Genomic DNA, 20,284 nt, shown 5'->3' with positions numbered 1-20,284 from the left:
CTCCCGAAGGAGCGTTTTTCTGGGTGCAACCCGCTTGCCAAGTTCAGCCCTTGCAGGAGCCAGGCAGGAACTTCGCAGCCAGCGTGGTGCCGTCCGTGGTGCTGCCGCAGCGCCACGAGGTGACGGCCTTGCCGCCATCGGTGGACGTGGCGGTGGCGGTGCCCATCATGGGCTGCAGGGACACCAGCTTGGTGTCGATGGCGCCATCGTTGAAACCTTGCGCAGTGACCCGGATCTGGCCGCCGTCGCTGGTCGTGACCAGCTGCACGTACTTGCTGCCGGATGCGGTATTGGTCACCTCGCAGCCCCAGCCATTGGCGCCGGCGCCCACCGTGGTGCTGGTGGACGACTGGAAGGCTTCGGTGATGGACGTGCGGCAGCCAGAAGCAGCCAGAATCACTTCAGAAACCTTGGCTTTTTTGGTGTAGTCAGAGTACGCAGGCAAGGCAACAGCCGCCAGAATACCGATGATCGCCACCACGATCATCAATTCAATCAGGGTGAAGCCCTGCTGAAGAGAACGTTTCATTTGAAACTCCTTGGGTTGAACAGAAAAAAAGAAACCACTCGGGCCAACTCTTCAAGCACTTTTCAGGCCAGGCAGTTCAAGGTCCTCGAATCGCGATTTTGCAGGATATTTTGGCCTCTCGGGCCAAAATTTGACGCTTTTCCTCGACAGCAATGGAAGCTTACGACAATTTTGTCAACCCGAGACGCTGATATGGCGCCGCAGACCGTCCCTGCCACCGCTCAGGACAATGCCAGCAAGCGATTGCCCAGCGCCAGGATACAGTCGCGGTCATCGAGCAAAGACTGGCTGCGCCGGGCCAACTGCTGGCGCAAGTGATCACGCAGCGCAGCGTCATCGCACAATTGGCGCACCCTGTCGACATACTCACCGGCGGTGCCAGCCACCCACTGCGCCAAACCGGCTTCGCGCAGAATGCCGCTCGCGAACCGCCCGCGCATGAACTCACCCTCCCAGGCCACCACCGGCAGCCTGCGCTCCAAGGCTTGCATGGTGGTGTTGAAGCCCGAAAAGTCGGGGCTGTCCAACAGCACGTGCGCCCGGTCCAGCACGCCGAAAAATTCGGCCTGCGACTGCCACGGGATGAAGCACACGGACTCGTCAAAGCTCTCGCCGGCCTGCTCGAAGGCGCGGCGCAGCCGCTGCTCCAGCAGTCCGGACAGCGCGTCGGGCCGGGCACGAAAGAACACCAGTTTGCAAGGCCGGCAGCGCCGGGCGATGTCCACCAGCCACGCGTCCCCTTCGGGCGCGTACTTGAAGGGAGTGCCAGCACAGACCAGCACCCGGTCCTGCGGCCGCACACCCCAGCCGGCCAGGTCGACCGCGGCGGCGGCTGTGCCGAACGGCTGGTAGCAGCAGCCCAGCCGGGGCAGCGTCAGCAATGGCTCGGTGTAGTGTGCCTGGGCGTCGGCCGGCTCAAAGGCCGCCGCGCTGACGAAGCCGTCCATCGTGGGCAGGCCGGTGGTGATGGGATGCCCCCAACTGGCCAGTTGCAGAGGCGCCAGGCGCAGTGCGGACAGGCGTGCGGTGGTGGCGTCCATGCCGATTTCCGGGTACAGCAATGCATCGAAGCGTTCGGCGGCGACGTGCCCGGCCCAATCGGCCCAGTCCCCCGACCGTTGGTGCACTGCCTTCACCCGTTGCGCGGCCCATTGCAACTGGTCGCTGCTTCGACCGCCAAGGTGCAGCAGGTGCAGTTCAAACCGCGCCGGGTCCAGGTGCTGAAGCCAGCCGCGCACCAGCGCATGCCAGACCGAATGGTCGCCCACATGTGCAGAGGCGATGCCCAGTTTGCACTTGGCGCGGCCAGTCACCGCAGGTGCCGCCAGCCCTGATCGGGCCGCCCAGCCGGCCATCAGGCGAGCGCACAGCGCGCCATAGGTACCCAGCACTTCGCGGTTGTTGTGGGCGTCATAGGCCAGGTAGAAAGGCTGCTGGGCTCCGACGGCCGAGTGGGCATCATTGGGCTGGTGCACCGTGAGCCAGCCCTGGAACTTCTTGAGCTCCTTGGCAAAGCTCTGCACCCCTTCTTGCTGCTCGGCGACGGTCTGGGGCACGGCCGGCAATTGCGCCATGACCAACCCCCAGCGCGCGGCGACGAATTTGCCGTCCAGCGCGGCTGCGGCCCGGTAGGACTCGCGCGCGGCGGTGGCATCGCCCTGACGCATCAGCGCGTTTCCCAGCCATAACAGCGCATCGGCTTGCCGAGGCTGGGATTGCAGCGAGCCGCGCAGCAGGACCGCGGCTGTGTCCCATTGGTCCTGCTGAATGCGCAGCATGGCCAAGTTGAAGCTGGCCTGCGCCAGATCAGGCCGAAGTTGCAAGGCCCGCTCCAGGTGGGCACAGGCCTCATCGGCGCGGCCCAGGCGCTTTAACAACGCCCCCAGGTTGGCGTGCGCATCGGCGTGCGACTCCTCCGCCACCAGCGCTGCATGGTAGTGGTCCATGGCGCCATCGAAGTCCTCTCGCGCCAACTGGATGTTGCCGAGGTGAAACCGGGCATCTGCCAGCCCCGGCTCGAGCGCTACTGCGGCCAGCAGCAAGTCGCGCGCCTTGTCGACCTGGCCCAGCCTGATCGCCAGCAAGGCCAGATGCAACCGGGGTTCGGCGCTGTCAGGCGCCAGCTTGAGTGCCTGCTCCAGCCGTTCCCGCGCCGCTGCCTGGCGTCCGGCCGCCAAGCAGGCCCGCCCCAGCGCGGTCAACAGCAACGCGTCCGCCGATGTGCCGCGCGGCGCCTTGTCAAGCAAGCGCTGGCCTTGCACGACATCGCCCTGGTCCAGCGCCAGGGACCCGCAGACCAGCAGAGCCTCCACATTGCGCGGATCGGTGGCCAGCAGCTGGGCAGCGGCACGTTGTGCGTCTTCCCGCAGCCCCGCGCGGTACAGCGCCCAGGCCTCGGCAAATCCTGCCGGTAGAAGCGCAGTCGCGGGCGGCGCCTGTGCCTCCTCCCGCCCAGCCTTTACCCATGTCGAAAGAAACTTGATCAGCATGCAACTTGACGCGCACACGGCGCGGTCCGTTCTGTTGTGCCTTGGCTCAAGACATCATTTGATGCACACCGACCGGACCATCTTCAGGTCGGTCAGCCCCATCATGATCTTTTCCATGCCGTCCATCTTCAGCGTACGCATACCGCCTTCCACGGCGGCGGCGAACAGCTCGGCCACCCTGGCGCGCTCCTGGATCAACTTCTTGACACCATCGTCGGCCACCAGCAGCTCGTGCAGACCCACCCGGCCCTTGTAGCCGGTCTTGTTGCACTTGTCGCAGCCGACGGCGCGGTAGAACTTCAGCTCACCGTTCTCGCCATAGGTTTCGACCCATTTGTCCATCAGCTTTTCGAGTTCACGCTCGTAATTGGCCTTCCAGGCGGCTGAGTGGCGCAATTCCTCGGCGTATTCCATCGCGAAGGTACGCAGCTCTTCCAGCGACGGCACGAAGGTTTCCTTGCAATCGCACAGTTTCTTGGCCAGGCGCTGGGCCAGGATGCCCAGGAGCGCGTCGGCGAAGTTGAACGGGTCCATGCCCATGTCCATCAGACGGGTGATGGACTCCGGCGCCGAGTTGGTGTGCAGCGTGGAGAACACCAGGTGGCCGGTGAGCGAGGCTTCCACGCCCATGGACACGGTTTCCTTGTCGCGCGACTCGCCCACCATGATGATGTCCGGGTCGGCGCGCAGGAAGGCGCGCATGATCAGCGCAAAGTCGATGCCGGCCTTTTTGTTGATCTGCACCTGGCGCAGGCCCTTCTGGGTGATTTCCACCGGGTCCTCGGCGGTCCAGATCTTGGTGTCGGGCGTGTTCAGGAATTTCAGGATCGAGTGCAGCGTGGTGGTCTTGCCCGAACCGGTGGGGCCGCACACATAGAACAGGCCATACGGCTTGCTGACGGTGGCCTGCAACCGCTCCTTGTTGTGCGGCGTCAAGCCCAGCTTCTCCATGGGAATGGGCTCACCGGCGGCCAGGATACGCATCACCACGTCTTCCACGCCGCCGGCCGACGGGATGGTGGCCACGCGCAACTCGATGTCCAGCGGGCCGTACTTCTTGAACTTGATCTTGCCGTCCTGCGGCTTGCGGCGCTCTGAAATGTCGAGGTCGCACATGATCTTCAGGCGCGTCACCATGGCCTGGCGGAAATGCGCCGGCACCTCGATGTAAGGCTGCAGCGAGCCGTCAATGCGAAAGCGGATGCCGGTCTTGAACTTGCCCGGCAGCGGCTCGACGTGGATGTCCGACACCTTCTGGTTGTAGGCATCGATGATGATCTTGTTGACAAACTTGACCAGCTCGTTGTCGGCGGCAGCGGATTCCAGGGATGACTCGTCGCTGGTCCCATCGTCATCGGCGCTGCTCAGGCCGGCCAGCATCTCGTCGATGGAGCCGCTGGTGGCCTCGGTGCCGTACAGCTGGCTCAGCGTCTCCTCGAACTCGGTCTGCGTGGTCACCTTGTAGGAAAACTTGGTCGAGCGTGGGAACACCTGAGGCACCACCCGCGAACCGCGCACCGCCTCCGGGTCCATGCACATGATGACCAGGCCTTCCGGCGACTCCTCCAACGGGATCCAGCCCTGCTCCTCCAGAAAGTCGCGCTTCAGCGGCCCATGCAGCATCTCTGAGCGGATGCGGCCCGGGTTGAAGGGCTCATAGGGCACGCCGAAGAATTTGGACAGCGACGGGCCAATCTGCGCCGGCTTGATGTGGAAGCTGGCCATCAGCACATGCTCGACCGAGCGGCTGTCAGCGCGCGCGGTCTGTATGGTCTGCTCCAGCTCGTCGCGCGTCAGCACACCATCGTGCACCAGGCCATCAAACTTGGTGGCTTTGCGCTTGTCGCTGTCGCCGGCCGCACGGTGCATGCGCTGGCGTATCGCCGTGGCCAGGGTCTTGCACAACTCCAGCACACCGTCGATTTCCAGTTCGCTGAAGGGCTGGTCGCTCTTGTTGTTGATGACCTGCAACACGCCGTGCAAGGTCTCGCCTTCCAGCACGGGCGCGGCCAGCATCTGCTTGGTGCGGTAGCCCGAGCGCTTGTCCACCTCTTTCAGGAAGGTCAACTGCGGGTGAATCTGCTTCAGGGCCTCGTCGTCATAGACGTCGGGCAGGTTGACCAGGTTGCGGCTGAAGGCGGCGTAACCGGCGAGGCTTTGCGGTGTGATGGGCAGCTTCAGTTCGCGGCTGCTGTTCAGGCCCACCTTCACCTTGGAAATGATGGCGGTGCCGTCCTCGGTGACAGCGTACAGCGTCAGCCGGTCCGCATTGAGCAGCTTGCAGATGTCCGGGCTGACCTCCAGCATGATCTGCTCGACGTTCTCGGTCTCATGGATGCGCGCGGTGACATGCTGCAACTGCCGATAGAACAGCGCCTCGAACGTCATGCCGCGCTTGTCCGGCGGCAGCTTCTGCGACTCCAGAAAAGCCTGCTCGCCTTTTTCCGGTCCACCCGGCTTCATGACGGCGCTCATATTTCAAACTCCTGCCCCGCACGCAACCACCGGATGTCGTGGGTCACGTTGGGCCCGAAAGCAGCGGTCTGGTCGAATTTCTGGATCTCGGCCATGATCAGATCGGTTTCCGCCGGCTTGGTGTGGGTGATGTAGATGGGGAAATTCTTGCCCTTGGCGATGCAATCCAGCTCATCGGCCAGCACCATGGGCGACAGGTGCAGGCTCAGGTGGGCCAGATCCTTCTCGCGGTTGCTGAATGCGGTTTCTATGACCAGCATGGCCACATTGAGTTCATTCACCCGCGCCCACAGCGCCGGGTTGCGCTCGGTGTCGCCGGTGAACACCCAGCAGCCATTGCCCGTGGTGACGGCGAAGCCGGCCGCCGGCACCGTGTGCACAGCGGGCAGCACCTCGATCAGCTTGCCGCCCAGCTGCAGCGTGCCGCCTATGCTGATCTCATGGAAGGTGATGAACGGCGCCTCGGGCGTGGGGATGCGGCTGAAGTCGGGCCAGATGACGTTGTTGAAGATGTGCGCCTTCAGCGCCGCTATGGTGCCTGGCAGCGCATGGATCTGCAATGGCTCCTTGCGCGTGGCGGCGGTGGAATCCACCATCAACGGCAGGGCCGCGACGTGGTCCAGGTGCGAGTGGCTGAGCAGCACGTGCTGAATGCGGCCCATCTCCTGCAGGCTGAGGTCGCCCACGCCGGTGCCGGCGTCCACCAGCACGTCGTCATCAATCAGGAACGACGTGGTGCGGCAATCCTTGGCGATGGCGCCGGAGCAGCCCAGCACACGCACTTTCATCGCGAGGACCTCTTGCTACTTGGTTTCATAGTTGGTCGCACCATCCCATTCCGGATCAAACGGCAGCAACCTCATGGAGGCCACACGCTCCGAGTAGATCCGGTACAGGTACTTTTTGCCGTCCATGCGCAACAAATTCAGCATCAGCATATCGCACTGGTCCCAATCCTGGTTGCGATAGGCCTTGACGAAATTCGCCCAGGTTTTCAATTCCGAACTCTTGGCGCTGTCTATCTCGGCCCTCATGCCCTCGGGCCGGAAGATGGCCACCGCCTGCTCCTTGCCCTTGACGCGCACCTTGTCCAACTCCTGCCACGCGAAGTCGTCACCGGCCAGTTGGCGCGTGGTTTCGCTGATCACGATGTCGGTGCCGTAGGCCTTGGACAGGCCCTCCAGGCGTGAACCCAGGTTGACCGCGTCGCCAATCACAGTGTACGCCTTGCGGATATCCGAGCCCATGTCGCCCACGCACATGCTGCCGGTGTTCACCCCGATGCCAATGCCGATTTCGGGCAATCCCTTGGCCCGGTGTTCGGCATTGATTTCAACTATGGCCGTCACCATTTCCATCGCCGACTTGATGGCTAACCTGGCATGGTCCGTTGTTTCCACCGGCGCGCCCCAGAATGCCATCACGCAATCGCCCATGTACTTGTCAATGGTGCCGTTGTTGTTGCGGATGATGGCGGTCAGCCGGCTGAACACGCCCGTCAACAGCGCCTGCAACTGCAGCGGCTCCATGGTTTCGGACATCTTGGTGAACCCGCGCATGTCGCAGAACATCACCGTCAATTCCTTGTTGCGCGCCTCCATGCTGTAGGCGGCCGGATCCTTGGCCATCTCGTCCACCAGCTCGGGCGGCACGTAGGTGCCGAACAGGTTGGCCAGCTCGCGCTTGGAGCGGCTTTCAACGAAGTAGCCGTAGCTCATGTTCAGGCCGAAGGCGGCCATGGCCATCAGCAGCGCGGAAGCCAACGGCAGCACCAGACCGGCACCCAGGTACAACCACAGGTTGCTGGCCACCAGCACGGCAATCACGCCGCCGCTGAGCAGGATGGCGCGCGGCGCCGACAGCAGCGGCAGACCGAAAGCCAGGATCAGCCCGGCCAGCGTCAGTATCAACACCTCGTACCCGTCCGACCAGTCTGGCTTGTACAGCACCTTTTCATCCAGCAGGCCGCTGATCACATTGGCATGCGCCTCCACGCCGGGATAGACCTCGCCCACCGGGGTGATACGCAGGTCGTTCAGACCAGCGGCGGTGGTGCCCATGATGATGATCTTGTTCTTCAGCGTGCCGGGCGGCACGCGCTTGTGCAACAGGTCGGTGGCCGACACGTATTTGAACGACCCGCCGGTGGGGCCGCCCAAGCCGCGGTAAGGCACCAGCATGCGCACGCGGTCGTCCACCGGAATGGCGCGGCTCTGGCTGCCACGCGTCAGGATCACACTGTCCAGGTTCTGGTAATTGCGCCCGGCCAGACGCTCGGTGGCAAACCCCGGCGCCATGCTGGGCAGGCCGACCAGCATGCGGAACATGGCCACCGACAGCGACTCGTAATAGGCACCCTTGTACTCCGCCGCCACCGACACCGAGCGCACCACGCCATCGTTGGACACGGCGGGGTTGAAGAAACCGGCCATGGGGGCGGCCTTGCCCAACGCCTCGATGTTGCTGCTGTAGCCCTGGAAGCGCTCGAAGGCTATTTTGCGGCCCTGCATGGCCTCTTTCTGCATCACCGGCTTGGGCAGCACGCCCTTGACCTGACCGTCACCGTCACCGCCGATGAACACATAGCCCAACACCACGGCGCGGTTTTGCAGCGACTTGGCGAACAGCGCATCGTAGTTCAGCGGCTCCTGCAGCTTGGCCAGCTTCTCGGCAAAGCCGGCCTCGCCGCGCAACTCATTGCCGCCCAGTTCGTTGAGCACCTTCAGGCCCGAGCTCTCGTCGGACTCGGGGAACACCATGTCAAACCCCACCACGGCGGTCTGCTGGCGTTCGAACAGCTCGTTCATCAACTCGGCCAGCCGGTTGCGGCTCCAGGGCCAATGGCCGACTTCGAACAGGCTTTTCTCGTCGATGTCGACGATGACGATGCGGTCATCCAGCGTGCGCGGCATGGTGGCGCGCAGGCGCGAGTCGTAGATGATGTCCTCGAAGCGCTGCAGCACATCCAGGCGCAGCAGGCCCGTGGCGTGCGCCAGGGCAAACAGCAAAGGCAGCAGGGTGACGCCTATGCGAGCCCAGTGCTTGGCGAGTGCGGCCATGTGAGGTGTGTCAGCGGGCCGGGCTCAGGGCTTGGCGACTGGTCCCGGGTGCCGGCTCAACTCTGCACAAACTGCATCTGCGTGCCGGCCAGCTCGATCAGGTCGCCGCTCTTCAACGCCACCGGCTCCACGCCTATGGGGGCGCCGTTGAGGGTGGGGTTGCCGGCCCCTTCCACGTGCGCGACCACAAACCCGTGGTGGCGCCGCGTGATGGCCGCCACCGCCACGCCGGGCTTGCCGATGGTGGTGACCACCTTGGTCAGCGGCACCTCACGGCCCGAGGCCGCGCCGCTGAGCACCTTGATGGTGGCATTGAGCACCGGCATGGCCGGCGCCGGCGCGGCAGCGGGCGCCTGCGTCGGGGCGGAAATGGTGCTGGACTTGACCATCATGGTCTTCTCGAAATTGTCGGACGCACCTTCGCCCACGAACTTGATCTTGTACTTGCCCACCTCCACCACGTCGCCGTTCAGCAGCGGCTGCTTCTTGATGGCCTTGCCGTTGACGTAGGTGCCGTTGGTGCTGTTGAGGTCCTCCATGTGGACTTCGGCACCGCTCATCTGTATCACCGCGTGCTCACCGCTGACGGCCAGGTTGTCAATGACGATGTCGTTGTACGGACGCCGACCCAGGGTCGTGCGATCCTTGGTCAGCTGGACTTCCTTGATGACAACACCATCGATGGACACGATCATTTTCGGCATGCCCGACTCCTGTTCCTGATACTAGATTTTCCGATTCCCATCACACCACCGTTATTTTCCCAGCAACCTGGAGATTAAACCGCGCTTTTCGGGCGAAGCGGTGGCCTGGGTCAGCAATACCGTGATGTTATCGCGCCCCCCGTTCTCGTTGGCCAAGTCCACCAGGCTGCTGGCGCGCTGCTCCAGTGCCGCGTCGGACGCCAGTATGGTCTGTATGCCAGCATCATCCACCATGTCGGACAGGCCGTCCGAGCACATCAGGTAGATGTCACCGTCCTCGACGAAATGGTCATTGAGCTCCAGCGCCACGGCGTCTTCCACGCCCAGTGCGCGCGTCACCAGGTTCTTGTTCAGCGAGGTGGCGGCCTGCTCGGGCGTCAGCAAGCCGGCGTCGAGCTGCTCCTGCAGCAGTGAATGGTCCTTGGTGATCTGCTGCAGTTCACCATTGCGCAGCCGGTAGCAGCGCGAATCGCCAATGTGGCCCAGCATCAGCTTTTCATCCTGGAACACACCCACCACCAGCGTGGTGCCCATGCCCGAATACTGGGCATTGGCATTGGCGGCGTTGAAAATGGAACGGTTGGCGTTGTCGACGCAAATTTCCATCGCCCGGCGTATGTCGCGCGACTTGGCGTGCTTGCCAGCCTCGGCCAACCAGCGCGCCATCTCGGACTTGATGAAGGCCGTGGCCATGCCGCTGGCGATCTCACCGGCGTTGTAGCCGCCCATGCCATCAGCCAGCACGGTGACTTGCGTGGCCTCGTCAAAAGCCGCCGAGTCCTCGTTGTTGTCCCTGGCCCGGCCCGGATCGGTGTGCATGCAAAACTTGTAATTCATTGTCTGCCCAGGCTAAATCTCGATGTCGGCCGATCCGCCGCCGCTGGCCGGGCTGGAACCGGGTGCAGGCGCAGGTGCCTGCTGCACCATGGTACGGTCAAAATCCTGTGCCGCCGGCGCTGCGGGCTTGGCACCGCCGGCTGAAAACGCCATGGTCTTGTCACTGTCGGCCACCGCAGCCGCGGCACCTGCCGCTGCCGGAGTGGCACGCGCCATGCCAGCGCCGCTGCTCTCCATGCCGCCGCCGGCCATGGCCGCACGCAATTCGGCGGCGAACTGGTCGCCGTCCTGGTAACGGGCGTCCGGCGACTTGGCCATGGACTTGGCGACCACGGTCACCACGCCGTCGGGCAATTCCTTGCGGATGATGCGGATGTCAGGCGCCTCTTCGTTGGCGATCTTGAACATCAGCTCGGCCATGGAGTCACCGCGGAAGGGCAGCACGCCGGTCAGCATCTGGAACAGCATCACGCCCAGCGAGTACAGGTCGGATCGGCCGTCCACCTTCTTGCCGGCCAGTTGCTCGGGCGACATGAAGCTGGGCGTGCCCAACACCAGGCCGGTCTTGGTCTTGCTGGAGTCGGTGATGCGGGCGATGCCGAAATCGGTCACCTTGACGGTGTCGCTGTCGATTTCGTACATGATGTTGGCCGGCTTGATGTCGCGGTGCACCACGTTCTGCCGGTGCGCATAGGCCAGTGCCTCGGCCACGCGCGCGATGATGGACAGCACCTTGGGCACCGGCAGCAATGCGCCGTCCTTGCTGAAGTCCACCAGGTCCTTGCCCTTGAGGAATTCCATCGCGATGTAGGCCAGGTCATGCTCCTCGCCGGCATCGAAGATGGTGACGATGTTCTGGTGCTGCAGGCGCCCGGCCGTCTCGGCCTCGCGGAAGAAGCGTTCACGCGCGTCAGTCAGCTCGTCGCCTTCAAACTCCTGGCTCAAGGCCATGGTCTTGATGGCCACCACACGGCCGATCTTGGGGTCCTTGCCCAGGTAGACCACGCCCATGGCGCCCTTGCCCAATTCCTTTTCCACCTGGTAGCGTCCCAGCATGGGCTTTTCCACCGCACCGCCGTCCAGCAGCATGGTGCCGCCGGGATGGGCGCCGCCACCGCCCAGCATCACCGTCTCGGACAGGTTCTTGGCGCGCGACATCTTGGCCTTCAGGTCCTTGTAGTCCTTGTTGTACGCAGCCATGTGCTCGTACACCGCCTCGGCTTTGTTGAACTGGCGCTTGCGCTCGAAATCCAGCGCCAGGCTGTACAGGTTGCCCATCACGGCGTCATTCATGGGCACGCGGCGGAAACGGTCGAAAGCCGCGTCCAGCTGGCCCTGGCCTTGCAGCGCCAGGCCCATCATGCGGTTGGTCTCGGCGGATTCCTCGTCGGCCTTGACCTTGCCGGCCTCGGTCATCAGGAAGCGCTTGGTGGTCAGCCCCAGGTGGCCGATGACCAGCAAGGCGGCCGGAAACACCAGCTGCAGCCAGACACCGCCGCCCGCCAACAGCCCGAATTCGGCGCCCAGCAACGCGATGAACAGTGCCACCGTGACGCCGGCGGCCAGACCGGCCGACAAGCGCGGCAGAGCCGCGACCAGGTAGGCCGCCACCAGCAGGCAGATGCCGAACACGGCGATGCCGCCCCAGCTGGGCTCGACGATGAAATGCTCGCTCAGGATGCTGGAGGTGATGTTGGCAATGATCTCGGCCGGCGAGGCGGCCGGCGCAGCCGGCGTGGCGAACTGCGTGCCCACCCCGGTGGCGGTGGCACCGATGATGACGACCTTGTCGGCATACTTGCTGGCGGGAATCTTGCCGGTCAGCACGTCAAAGAACGAATCCACCGGGAACGCCGGCTTGCCGTCCTTGCCCTTGTAGAACAGCGGGCGCATTTGCGCCACCTCGTTGGTCTTGATGCGCAGCTTGCCGATCTGCACGACGCCTTCGCTGGCCAGGGGCTTCAGATCGGCGGTGTTCAGGTTCAGGCTCTTCATCGCCGCCAACAGCGAGATCGACGGCACGTCCTTGCCGTAGTAGTTGACCAGCAGGCTCTCCACGCGGATGGCGCCATCGGGGTCGTTGGTGTACTGGTTCAGGTGGCCCACGCCAGCGGCGGCGCTGCCCACGGACTCTATGGGCTGCTGCTGCTTGGAGGCGGGGATGGAAAAGCCACCGGCATCGTCGATGGCGCTTCGGAGCGCAAAGGCCGGCAACGGTGCGTCCGGCTTGCCCTGGGGTTCGCCTGGCACCAGCGTGAAAAAGGAGGGCACAGACACGTTGCCGGCTTTTTTCATGCTGGCCACCAGCTTGGCATCAGAGTCCAGCGCGCCCTCGGCTTCGGTGACCAGCTGACCCAGCTGCTCCATCACCGGCGCGGGTGTGGCGGCCGGGTCGGTGCCGGCAGCCATGGCGTCCTTGATCTTGCGGATGTAGGTCAAGCCGCGGTCGGTCTGCGGCTCGAAGAAAAAGGTGGTGTTGACGATGGCCTTGGCCTTGGCGCCGGCCAGCTGGTCGATCATCTGCGCCTGCACCTCGCGCGGCCAGGGCCAGCGGCCGATGTTGGCGATGCTCTCGTTGTCGATGGCGATGACGGCGATGCGGTCAGAAGGCTGCTTGGAGCCGCTGGTGCTGCCGAAGTCGTAGAAGCGACGCTCCAGGCCGCCGAACAGATCGGTGGCGCTGTTGACAATCAGCACGGCCAACACGAGAAGCACACCCACGAACCAATCGGTGCGCCAGAACTTCCCCATTTTTTTCGATGCCGCCACTGAATGCCCCTGCTACTCCGCCCGGTGTGGGCCGCCAAAACTGTAGCCCCCACCCTCAAAATGGCTACACCATTTTGAACTGCGTCTGTATAAAGGGCAGACCTTAGCAGACCCGCCCGGGCGCGACAAGGGCGCGGGCGGCGAGGGCGTGTCGTTTTTTTGCAAAATGCCGGAAATCCGCCAGGCGGCAGACTCAGCCGGCTGAACGGCCCTGCCGCAGCTTGCCCACCCCCAACACCACCACCACGCCCAGCGCGGCGGCCGCGTAATGCAGCCACGGCATGGTGTGCACGACGTCCTTCAGCGCAGCGTCGCTGGCCACGGTTTCGCCGCCCACCCAGCCGATCAGCGCGGCACCCAGGATGACGATGACGGGATAGCGCTCCATCAGCTTGATCATCAAGGTGCTGCCGAAGATCACCAGCGGGATGCTGATGGCCAGGCCCAGGATCAGCAGCAGCATGCTGCCCTTGGCCGTGGCGGCCACGGCAATGACGTTGTCCAGGCTCATCACCAGATCGGCCACCAGGATGGTGCGCACCGCGGCCGACATGCTGCCATGGTGCTTTTCAGTCTCGTGCGCGTCGTCCTCTTCGCCCATCAGCTGCACCCCGATCCACAGCAGCAGCAGGCCACCGACGATCTGCAGGTAGGGCAGGGCCATCAGTTTGACGGCCACCACGGTCAGCACGATACGCAGCAGCACCGCCGCGCCCGAGCCGAACAGCACCGCCTGGCGCTGCTGCGCCGGCGGCAGCGTGCGCGCCGCCAACGCGATGACCACCGCGTTGTCACCCGACAGGATGATGTTGATCCAGACGATCTGCAACAGGCCTATCCAGAAATCGGCACTCGTCAGGAAATCCATGGTGCTCCCAAGGCAAAGTCAAAAACATGGCGGCAACCGCCACAAAGCAAAAGGCGCCCAAGAACCGGTCTTGAGCGCCTTGAATTGTGCCGCATGGCAGGCGTCAAACGACCGGGTGCAAACCCGGCTGCGGCTGACGCCCCGCCCGGCTTAGAGCAAGGCCTTCAGCAACTTGGCCATTTCAGACGGGTTGCGCGTGACCTTGAAGCCGCACTCTTCCATCACCGCCAGTTTGGCATCCGCCGTGTCAGCGCCGCCGGAGATCAGCGCACCGGCATGGCCCATGCGCTTGCCGGGGGGGGCGGTGACGCCGGCGATGAAGCCGACGATGGGCTTCTTCATGTTGGCCTGGCACCAGCGCGCGGCTTCCGCCTCGTCGGGGCCGCCGATTTCACCAATCATGATGACGGCGTCGGTGTTCGGGTCTTCGTTGAACAGGCGCATGACGTCGATGTGCTTCAGGCCATTGATGGGGTCGCCACCGATGCCGACGGCGCTGGACTGGCCCAGGCCGATTTCGGTCAGCTGCGCCACCGCTTCATAGGTCAGCGTGCCGGAGCGGCTGACCACGCCAATGCGGCCCTTGCGGTGGATGTGACCGGGCATGATGCCGATCTTGATTTCGTCGGGCGTGATCAGGCCGGGGCAGTTCGGGCCCAGCAGCAGCGTCTTCTTGCCGCCTGCGGCTTCCTTGGCGCGCATCCTGTTGCGCACTTCCAGCATGTCGCGCACCGGGATGCCTTCGGTGATGCAGATCGCCAGGTCCAGATCAGCCTCGACGGCCTCCCAGATGGCGGCGGCGGCACCGGCCGGCGGCACGTAGATGACGGACACGGTGGCGCCGGTTTCACCGGCGGCTTCCTTGACCGAGGCGTAGATCGGGATATCGAAGATCTTCTCGCCCGCCTTCTTGGGGTTGACGCCGGCGACGAAGCAGTTCTTGCCGTTGGCGTATTCCTGGCATTTTTCCGTGTGGAACTGGCCGGTCTTGCCGGTGATGCCTTGGGTGATGACTTTGGTGTCTTTGTTGATCAGTATGGACATGATGCTTCCTAGGTCTGGCGTGCTCGGGCTCAGGCGCCCTTGACGGCGGCCACCACTTTTTGTGCAGCTTCGGCCATGGTGTCCGCGCTGATGATGGGCAGGCCGGACTCGGCCAACATCTTCTTACCCAGGTCTTCGTTGGTGCCCTTCATGCGCACCACCAGCGGCACATTCAGGTTGGTCGCCTTGCAGGCGGTGATGATGCCGGTGGCAATGGTGTCGCACTTCATGATGCCGCCGAAGATGTTGACCAGGATGGCCTTGACCTTGGGGTTTTTCAGCATGATCTTGAAGGCCTCGGTGACCTTCTCGGGGGTGGCGCCGCCGCCCACGTCCAGGAAGTTGGCCGGCTCGGCGCCGAACAGCTTGATGGTGTCCATGGTGGCCATGGCCAGGCCGGCACCGTTGACCAGACAGCCGATGTTGCCGTCCAGGCTGATGTAGGCCAGGTCGAACTTGCTGGCTTCGATCTCGGCCGGGTCTTCCTCGTCCAGGTCGCGGAAAGCCACGATCTCGGGGTGGCGGAACAGCGCGTTGGAATCGAAGTTGAACTTGGCGTCCAGCGCCTTGATGTTGCCGTTGCCTTCCAGGATCAGCGGGTTGATCTCGACCAGGCTGGCGTCGGTCTCCATGTAGACCTTGTACAGCTTTTGCAGCACGTCCACGGCTTGCGCGGTGGATGCGGCCGGAACACCAATGCCATCGGCCAGGCCCTTGGCTTGCGCGTCGGTCAGGCCAACGGCCGGATCGACGAAAGCCTTGATGATCTTCTCGGGCGTGGCGTGCGCCACTTCCTCGATGTCCATGCCGCCTTCGCTGGAGGCCATGAAGGCCACGCGCTGGGTGGCGCGGTCGGTCACCGCGGAGACGTAATATTCTTTCTTGATGTCGGCGCCGTCTTCGATCAGCAGGCGGCGCACCTTCTGGCCGGCCGCGCCGGTCTGGTGGGTGACCAGTTGCATGCCCAGGATTTCGCCGGCCAGCTTTTTGACGTCGTCCACTGAGCGGGCCAGCTTCACGCCACCGCCCTTGCCGCGGCCGCCGGCATGGATCTGTGCCTTGACCACCCACACCGGGCCGCCCAGTTTCTGCGCGGCTTCCACCGCTTCTTGCACCGTGAAGGCGGGAATGCCGCGCGGCACGGGCACGCCGAAGTTGCGCAAGATTTCCTTGCCTTGATACTCGTGGATTTTCATGAGGTCTCTCTCAGGAACAGAACTGGTAGATTATCGTCGCCCGGCCGCCGTCTGAAACGGATACGCTAAACCGGCGCAGGCACTGGACAGGGGGCCCCAGAACTGTATCATGCTGCGACGCACCATCCTTTACCCCAGCTTACGCGCAACCATGGCGGTTGTGGTAGCTTATACGTACCATGTACAAAGTTTTCATCGACGGTGAGGCTGGCACCACCGGCCTGCAAATTCGCGAGCGCCTGCATGGCATGGCGCAGATCGAACTGCTGAGCATCGCGCCGGAATTGCGCAAGGACCCCACCGCCAAGGCCGCGCTGATGGCCCAGGCTGACGTGGTCATCCTGTGCCTGCACGACTCGGCTGCCAAAGAATCGGTCGCCATGATCGACGCGCTGAAGGCTACCCGCGTGCCGGGCGGCCCGAAGGTGATCGACGCCTCCACGGCCCACCGGGTGGCGGATGGCTGGGTCTACGGTTTTCCCGAACTGAGCGGCACGCAAACCGCAGCCGTACGCCAGGCAGGCCGCGTCAGCAATCCCGGCTGCTACGCCACTGGCGCCATTGCGCTGATTCGCCCACTGGTGGATGCCGGCCTGGTGCCGGCCGACTTCCCATTGGCCTTGCCCTCCGTCAGCGGCTATTCCGGTGGTGGCCGCAGCATGATGGAGGCTTATGAGTCGGGCACGGCGCCGGCCTTTGAACTGTACGCGCTGGGCCTGAAGCACAAGCACCTGCCCGAGATCATGAAGTACACCGGCCTGAAGCGCCGGCCCATCTTCATTCCCGCCGTGGGCAATTTCGCCCAGGGCATGCTGGTGCAGTTGCCATTGCACCTGGACACGCTGCCGGGCAAGCCCATCGCGCAAGACCTGCACGACGCACTGGCCAAGCATTACGCCGGCAGCGAGTGGGTGACCGTGGAGCCGGCCACCGAGGACGGCAAGCTGGACCCGTTGGCGCTGGTGAACACCAACAAGATGGAGCTGCGCGTGTTCAGCAACCCGGCGGCCGACGCCGACGGTTTCGCCCACGCGGTGCTGGTGGCCCGCCTGGACAACCTGGGCAAGGGCGCCAGCGGCGCTGCGGTGCAGAACCTGAAGCTGATGCTGGGGCTGTAACGCCCTTCGCCCTTCAAATTCCCAGCGCCAAGTTGGCTTGAGAGATCAGGCCGACACGGCACTCGGCTCCGCGGCTGTCCCCCGGGCCTGCGGCCCTCCTCCTTGATGCCGCTGCGCCGAATGCCGCATCGACCTGATCCTGCGAGCATGGCTGGCGTTCCGGCGTTCTGGTGTCCCAACGTCACGCACGCCAATTGACCCGATGTCGCTGGGGCGCGTGGCGGAGGGAAATCAAGGGGGAGGCCGAAGGCCGGAGGACATTCCCGTAGCCACGCGCCCCAGCGGCGTCGGCAGCCTACCAACTGGCGGTATTCGCAGCGCGGCGCGCTAATCCTCGTCACCACCCTTGACGACCCGGCCGATCACTTCGGCCGTGAACCCGCGTGCCGCCAGAAAGCGCGCTTGACGGCCACGCTCCGTAGCGTCCGTAGGCGGCTCGCCGAACTTCTTGAGCCAGATCTCGCGGCAACGCTCCAACTCGGTGGCGCGCAGGGACGTGACGGCTTCGGCCACCAACTGGGCGTCCAGGCCCTTGTTTTGCAGCTCCTGGCGTATGCGCATGGCGCCCAGCTTGGGCGCGCGCTGGTGGATCACCGAGGCCACCACGCGCTGCTCGCTGATGAAACCCTTGGCCTGCAGCTCATCCAACGCGCGCGCCAGGCTGCCCGGCTCTTCCTCGTAAGCGGCCAGCTTGCGCTGCAGCTCGACGCGGGAATGCTCCCGGCCACTGAGCAGGCGCAGGGCGCGCCCTTTCAGCGACGGCGCAGGACCCCCTCGCATGCCTGTGTCAGCCCCTTACTTGCCGTCCGTGAGCACCGTCGGCAGCAACGGGATGCCCAGCGACTCGCGCACCTTGTTCTCGATCTCGTGCGACAGCGCGGGGTTCTCGCGCAGGAACTCGCGCGCGTTGTCGCGGCCTTGGCCGATCTTTTCGCCGTTGTAGGCGTACCAGGCGCCGGATTTCTCCAGGATGCGCGCTTCCACGCCCATGTCGATGATCTCGCCGTGGCGGCTGATGCCCTCGCCAAACAGGATGTCGAACTCGGCCGTCTTGAAGGGCGGCGCCACCTTGTTCTTCACCACTTTGACTTTAGTCTCGTTGCCGATGGCGTCTTCACCGCGCTTGATGGTGCCGGTGCGGCGGATGTCCAGGCGCACCGAGGCGTAGAACTTCAGCGCATTGCCGCCGGTGGTGGTTTCGGGCGAGCCGAACATCACGCCAATCTTCATGCGGATCTGGTTGATGAAGATCACCATGCAGTTGGTCTTCTTGATGGTGGCGGTCAGCTTGCGCAGCGCCTGGCTCATCAGTCGGGCTTGCAGGCCGGGCAGCGAGTCGCCCATTTCGCCTTCCAGCTCGGCCTTGGGCGTCAGCGCCGCCACCGAGTCCACCACGATCAGGTCCACCGCGCCAGAACGCACCAGCGAATCAACGATTTCCAGCGCCTGCTCACCGGTGTCGGGCTGGCTGATCAGCAGGTCTTGCAGGTTAACGCCCAGCTTTTGCGCGTACTGGATGTCCAGCGCGTGCTCGGCATCGACGAAGGCGCATTGGCCACCCTGTTTCTGCATTTCGGCAATCACTTGCAGCGTCAGCGTGGTCTTGCCCGACGATTCCGGGCCGTAGATCTCGACCACCCGGCCGCGCGGCAGGCCGCCCACGCCCAGCGCAATGTCCAGCCCCAGCGAGCCGGTGGAGACCACCTGGATGTCCTCGATCACCTCGCCCTCGCCCAGGCGCATGATGGTGCCCTTGCCAAACTGCTTTTCGATCTGTGCCAGTGCGGCCTGCAAGGCCTTGGCTTTTTCACTGTTGGGGGCGAGACCCTTGACTGCTGCGTCCATGATGAAAACTCCTTGTGAATCAACCGTTTAGGCCAAACTTTGAACAGGTTATATTCACAGTCTGGATGCTTGAACAGTAGTCTAACGCAGCCAGTCACGCGAAGTAAACAGGATTTTTAGTCAGTTTGCATTACTATTTATGCATGGCATCGACCGACCCTGACCAGCGCTGGCGCGACGCCCACATGGGCCAGTTGCTGGCACTGGCGCTGCGCCGCTTTGATGCCCGGGTGCTGGCGTTGATGGCTCAAAGCGCCGACGTGCCGCTGGGCCTGGCCAATCTGGCGGCGCGCCAGCAAGTGGGTGCAGCCCACATGCAGATCACCCGACACCTGGCGCTGCAAGGCATGCGCCTGACCGACCTGGCCGCGCGCGCCGGCATGACCAAGCAGGCCATGGGCGCACTGGTGGACCAATGCGAGGCCTGGGGCTTGATCGAGCGCAAGCGCCACGCCCGCGACGGCCGCGCCAAGTGGGTGGCCTTCACCCCTTTGGGTTTAACATGGCTGGGCGCTTTTCAACAGGCGGTGGCGCAGGCCGAGGCCGAGTTGCGCCAGGCCGTGGGCGATGAGGTCGCCACCGTGATTGCCATTGGCCTGGAAGCGTATGGCGTGTGAGTGACGCGTTGGAATAAAACACCAGAAAACCAGGAGACTTGGGCATGCGGATATTGATCGCCGAAGACGACCAAGTGCTGGCCGATGGCCTGCTGCGCACGCTGCGCAGTTCCGGCGCGGCGGTGGACCATGTGGCCAGCGGCACCGAGGCCGACGCGGCACTGATGACCAACACCGAATTCGACCTGCTGATCCTGGACCTGGGCCTGCCCAGGCTGCACGGGCTGGAGGTGCTGAAAAGGCTGCGCAGCCGCGGCTCGGCGCTGCCGGTGCTGATTCTGACCGCCGCCGACAGCGTGGAGGAGCGCGTCAAGGGCCTGGACTACGGCGCCGACGACTACATGGCCAAGCCCTTCAGCCTGCAGGAACTGGAGGCGCGTGTGCGCGCACTGGTGCGCCGCGGCATGGGCGCTTCCAGCAGCACCATCAAGCACGGCCCGCTGACCTACGACCAGGCTGGCCGCGTGGCCACGATTGACGGCAAGATGGTGGAGCTGTCGGCACGCGAACTGGGCCTGCTGGAAGTGCTGCTGCAGCGCGCTGGCCGCCTGGTCAGCAAGGACCAGCTGGTGGAGCGGCTGTGCGAATGGGGCGAGGAAGTCAGCAACAACGCCATCGAGGTCTACATCCACCGCCTGCGCAAGAAGATCGAGAAAGGGCCGATCCGCATCGCGACCGTGCGCGGCTTGGGCTACTGCCTGGAAAAAATCCCCAGTTAAGGCCAGACTGCGTGG

Annotated in this window: 16 protein-coding genes; 3 read left to right on the top strand and 13 right to left on the bottom strand. The window is 64.1% G+C overall.

Annotation, left to right across the window (positions count from 1 at the left end):
- Positions 1 to 43 precede the first annotated feature (43 nt).
- From AC1DX2_RS22460 to sucC, 11 genes are all read right to left on the bottom strand, one after another.
- The gene (locus tag AC1DX2_RS22460; protein WP_477198642.1) at positions 44 to 529 is read right to left on the bottom strand and encodes a pilin; all 486 of its coding nucleotides are present in this window, start codon (positions 527 to 529) and stop codon (positions 44 to 46) included.
- Positions 530 to 750: 221 nt separating this feature from the next.
- A complete protein-coding gene (locus AC1DX2_RS22455; RefSeq protein ID WP_477198641.1) occupies positions 751 to 3,036 on the bottom strand; it encodes a tetratricopeptide repeat protein in 2,286 nt (761 codons plus the stop codon).
- Between the two features lie 36 nt (positions 3,037 to 3,072).
- Positions 3,073 to 5,493, bottom strand: coding sequence for an ATPase, T2SS/T4P/T4SS family (locus tag AC1DX2_RS22450; protein ID WP_477198640.1), 2,421 nt, complete (start codon positions 5,491 to 5,493; stop codon positions 3,073 to 3,075).
- Positions 5,490 to 6,281, bottom strand: a complete 792-nt coding sequence (locus AC1DX2_RS22445) for a 3',5'-cyclic-nucleotide phosphodiesterase (RefSeq protein WP_477198639.1) — start codon at positions 6,279 to 6,281, stop codon at positions 5,490 to 5,492. Before AC1DX2_RS22445 ends, AC1DX2_RS22450 begins: the two co-directional genes overlap by 4 nt.
- A 15-nt stretch (positions 6,282 to 6,296) precedes the next feature.
- Positions 6,297 to 8,552: a CHASE2 domain-containing protein gene (locus tag AC1DX2_RS22440; protein WP_477198638.1), complete on the bottom strand. Its 2,256-nt coding sequence runs from the start codon at positions 8,550 to 8,552 to the stop codon at positions 6,297 to 6,299.
- A gap of 56 nt (positions 8,553 to 8,608) precedes the next feature.
- Positions 8,609 to 9,256 (bottom strand): FHA domain-containing protein, encoded by a 648-nt coding sequence (locus tag AC1DX2_RS22435; RefSeq protein WP_477198637.1) that lies wholly within the window; start codon positions 9,254 to 9,256, stop codon positions 8,609 to 8,611.
- Between the two features lie 51 nt (positions 9,257 to 9,307).
- Positions 9,308 to 10,093 (bottom strand): Stp1/IreP family PP2C-type Ser/Thr phosphatase, encoded by a 786-nt coding sequence (locus AC1DX2_RS22430; protein WP_477198636.1) that lies wholly within the window; start codon positions 10,091 to 10,093, stop codon positions 9,308 to 9,310.
- Positions 10,094 to 10,105: 12 nt separating this feature from the next.
- Positions 10,106 to 12,844 carry a CHASE2 domain-containing serine/threonine-protein kinase gene (locus tag AC1DX2_RS22425; RefSeq protein WP_477198635.1) on the bottom strand — a complete coding sequence of 913 codons (2,739 nt, stop codon included), beginning with the start codon at positions 12,842 to 12,844 and terminating at the stop codon, positions 10,106 to 10,108.
- Between the two features lie 211 nt (positions 12,845 to 13,055).
- Positions 13,056 to 13,730 (bottom strand): TerC family protein, encoded by a 675-nt coding sequence (locus AC1DX2_RS22420; RefSeq protein WP_477198634.1) that lies wholly within the window; start codon positions 13,728 to 13,730, stop codon positions 13,056 to 13,058.
- A gap of 150 nt (positions 13,731 to 13,880) precedes the next feature.
- Positions 13,881 to 14,774 carry a succinate--CoA ligase subunit alpha gene (sucD, locus tag AC1DX2_RS22415; RefSeq protein ID WP_477198633.1) on the bottom strand — a complete coding sequence of 298 codons (894 nt, stop codon included), beginning with the start codon at positions 14,772 to 14,774 and terminating at the stop codon, positions 13,881 to 13,883.
- A gap of 29 nt (positions 14,775 to 14,803) precedes the next feature.
- A complete protein-coding gene (gene sucC / locus AC1DX2_RS22410) occupies positions 14,804 to 15,970 on the bottom strand; it encodes an ADP-forming succinate--CoA ligase subunit beta (protein ID WP_477198632.1) in 1,167 nt (388 codons plus the stop codon).
- 179 nt (positions 15,971 to 16,149) lie between these two features.
- Between sucC and argC the strand changes: the two genes are divergently transcribed.
- Positions 16,150 to 17,088, top strand: coding sequence for an N-acetyl-gamma-glutamyl-phosphate reductase (argC, locus tag AC1DX2_RS22405; protein WP_477198631.1), 939 nt, complete (start codon positions 16,150 to 16,152; stop codon positions 17,086 to 17,088).
- A gap of 327 nt (positions 17,089 to 17,415) precedes the next feature.
- Here the strand turns inward: argC and recX are convergent, their stop codons facing one another.
- Positions 17,416 to 17,868, bottom strand: coding sequence for a recombination regulator RecX (gene recX, locus AC1DX2_RS22400; protein ID WP_477198630.1), 453 nt, complete (start codon positions 17,866 to 17,868; stop codon positions 17,416 to 17,418).
- Between the two features lie 15 nt (positions 17,869 to 17,883).
- Positions 17,884 to 18,933, bottom strand: a complete 1,050-nt coding sequence (gene recA / locus AC1DX2_RS22395) for a recombinase RecA (RefSeq protein ID WP_477198629.1) — start codon at positions 18,931 to 18,933, stop codon at positions 17,884 to 17,886.
- A 143-nt stretch (positions 18,934 to 19,076) separates the two neighbouring features.
- Between recA and AC1DX2_RS22390 the strand changes: the two genes are divergently transcribed.
- The gene (locus tag AC1DX2_RS22390; RefSeq protein ID WP_477198628.1) at positions 19,077 to 19,550 is read left to right on the top strand and encodes a MarR family winged helix-turn-helix transcriptional regulator; all 474 of its coding nucleotides are present in this window, start codon (positions 19,077 to 19,079) and stop codon (positions 19,548 to 19,550) included.
- Positions 19,551 to 19,594: 44 nt separating this feature from the next.
- On the top strand, positions 19,595 to 20,269 hold the full coding sequence (locus AC1DX2_RS22385) for a response regulator (protein ID WP_477198627.1): 675 nt from the start codon (positions 19,595 to 19,597) through the stop codon (positions 20,267 to 20,269).
- Positions 20,270 to 20,284 lie beyond the last annotated feature (15 nt).

Source organism: Hylemonella sp. P2_B10 (assembly GCF_056404875.1).
The sequence above is the reverse complement of the archived record's forward strand: the minus strand, read 5'-3'. Positions and strand labels throughout refer to the sequence as shown.

Bases quoted from the DNA above. Each gene is read 5' to 3' on its own strand.
- recA (WP_477198629.1), bottom strand. From the start codon at position 18,933: ATGGACGCAGCAGTCAAGGGTCTCGCCCCCAACAGTGAAAAAGCCAAG.
- sucD (WP_477198633.1), bottom strand. From the start codon at position 14,774: ATGTCCATACTGATCAACAAAGACACCAAAGTCATCACCCAAGGCATC.
- AC1DX2_RS22440 (WP_477198638.1), bottom strand. From the start codon at position 8,552: ATGGCCGCACTCGCCAAGCACTGGGCTCGCATAGGCGTCACCCTGCTG.
- AC1DX2_RS22450 (WP_477198640.1), bottom strand. From the start codon at position 5,493: ATGAGCGCCGTCATGAAGCCGGGTGGACCGGAAAAAGGCGAGCAGGCT.
- AC1DX2_RS22390 (WP_477198628.1), top strand. From the start codon at position 19,077: ATGGCATCGACCGACCCTGACCAGCGCTGGCGCGACGCCCACATGGGC.
- AC1DX2_RS22445 (WP_477198639.1), bottom strand. From the start codon at position 6,281: ATGAAAGTGCGTGTGCTGGGCTGCTCCGGCGCCATCGCCAAGGATTGC.
- AC1DX2_RS22430 (WP_477198636.1), bottom strand. From the start codon at position 10,093: ATGAATTACAAGTTTTGCATGCACACCGATCCGGGCCGGGCCAGGGAC.
- AC1DX2_RS22460 (WP_477198642.1), bottom strand. From the start codon at position 529: ATGAAACGTTCTCTTCAGCAGGGCTTCACCCTGATTGAATTGATGATC.
- sucC (WP_477198632.1), bottom strand. From the start codon at position 15,970: ATGAAAATCCACGAGTATCAAGGCAAGGAAATCTTGCGCAACTTCGGC.
- AC1DX2_RS22435 (WP_477198637.1), bottom strand. From the start codon at position 9,256: ATGCCGAAAATGATCGTGTCCATCGATGGTGTTGTCATCAAGGAAGTC.
- AC1DX2_RS22425 (WP_477198635.1), bottom strand. From the start codon at position 12,844: ATGGGGAAGTTCTGGCGCACCGATTGGTTCGTGGGTGTGCTTCTCGTG.
- argC (WP_477198631.1), top strand. From the start codon at position 16,150: ATGTACAAAGTTTTCATCGACGGTGAGGCTGGCACCACCGGCCTGCAA.
- recX (WP_477198630.1), bottom strand. From the start codon at position 17,868: ATGCGAGGGGGTCCTGCGCCGTCGCTGAAAGGGCGCGCCCTGCGCCTG.
- AC1DX2_RS22385 (WP_477198627.1), top strand. From the start codon at position 19,595: ATGCGGATATTGATCGCCGAAGACGACCAAGTGCTGGCCGATGGCCTG.
- AC1DX2_RS22420 (WP_477198634.1), bottom strand. From the start codon at position 13,730: ATGGATTTCCTGACGAGTGCCGATTTCTGGATAGGCCTGTTGCAGATC.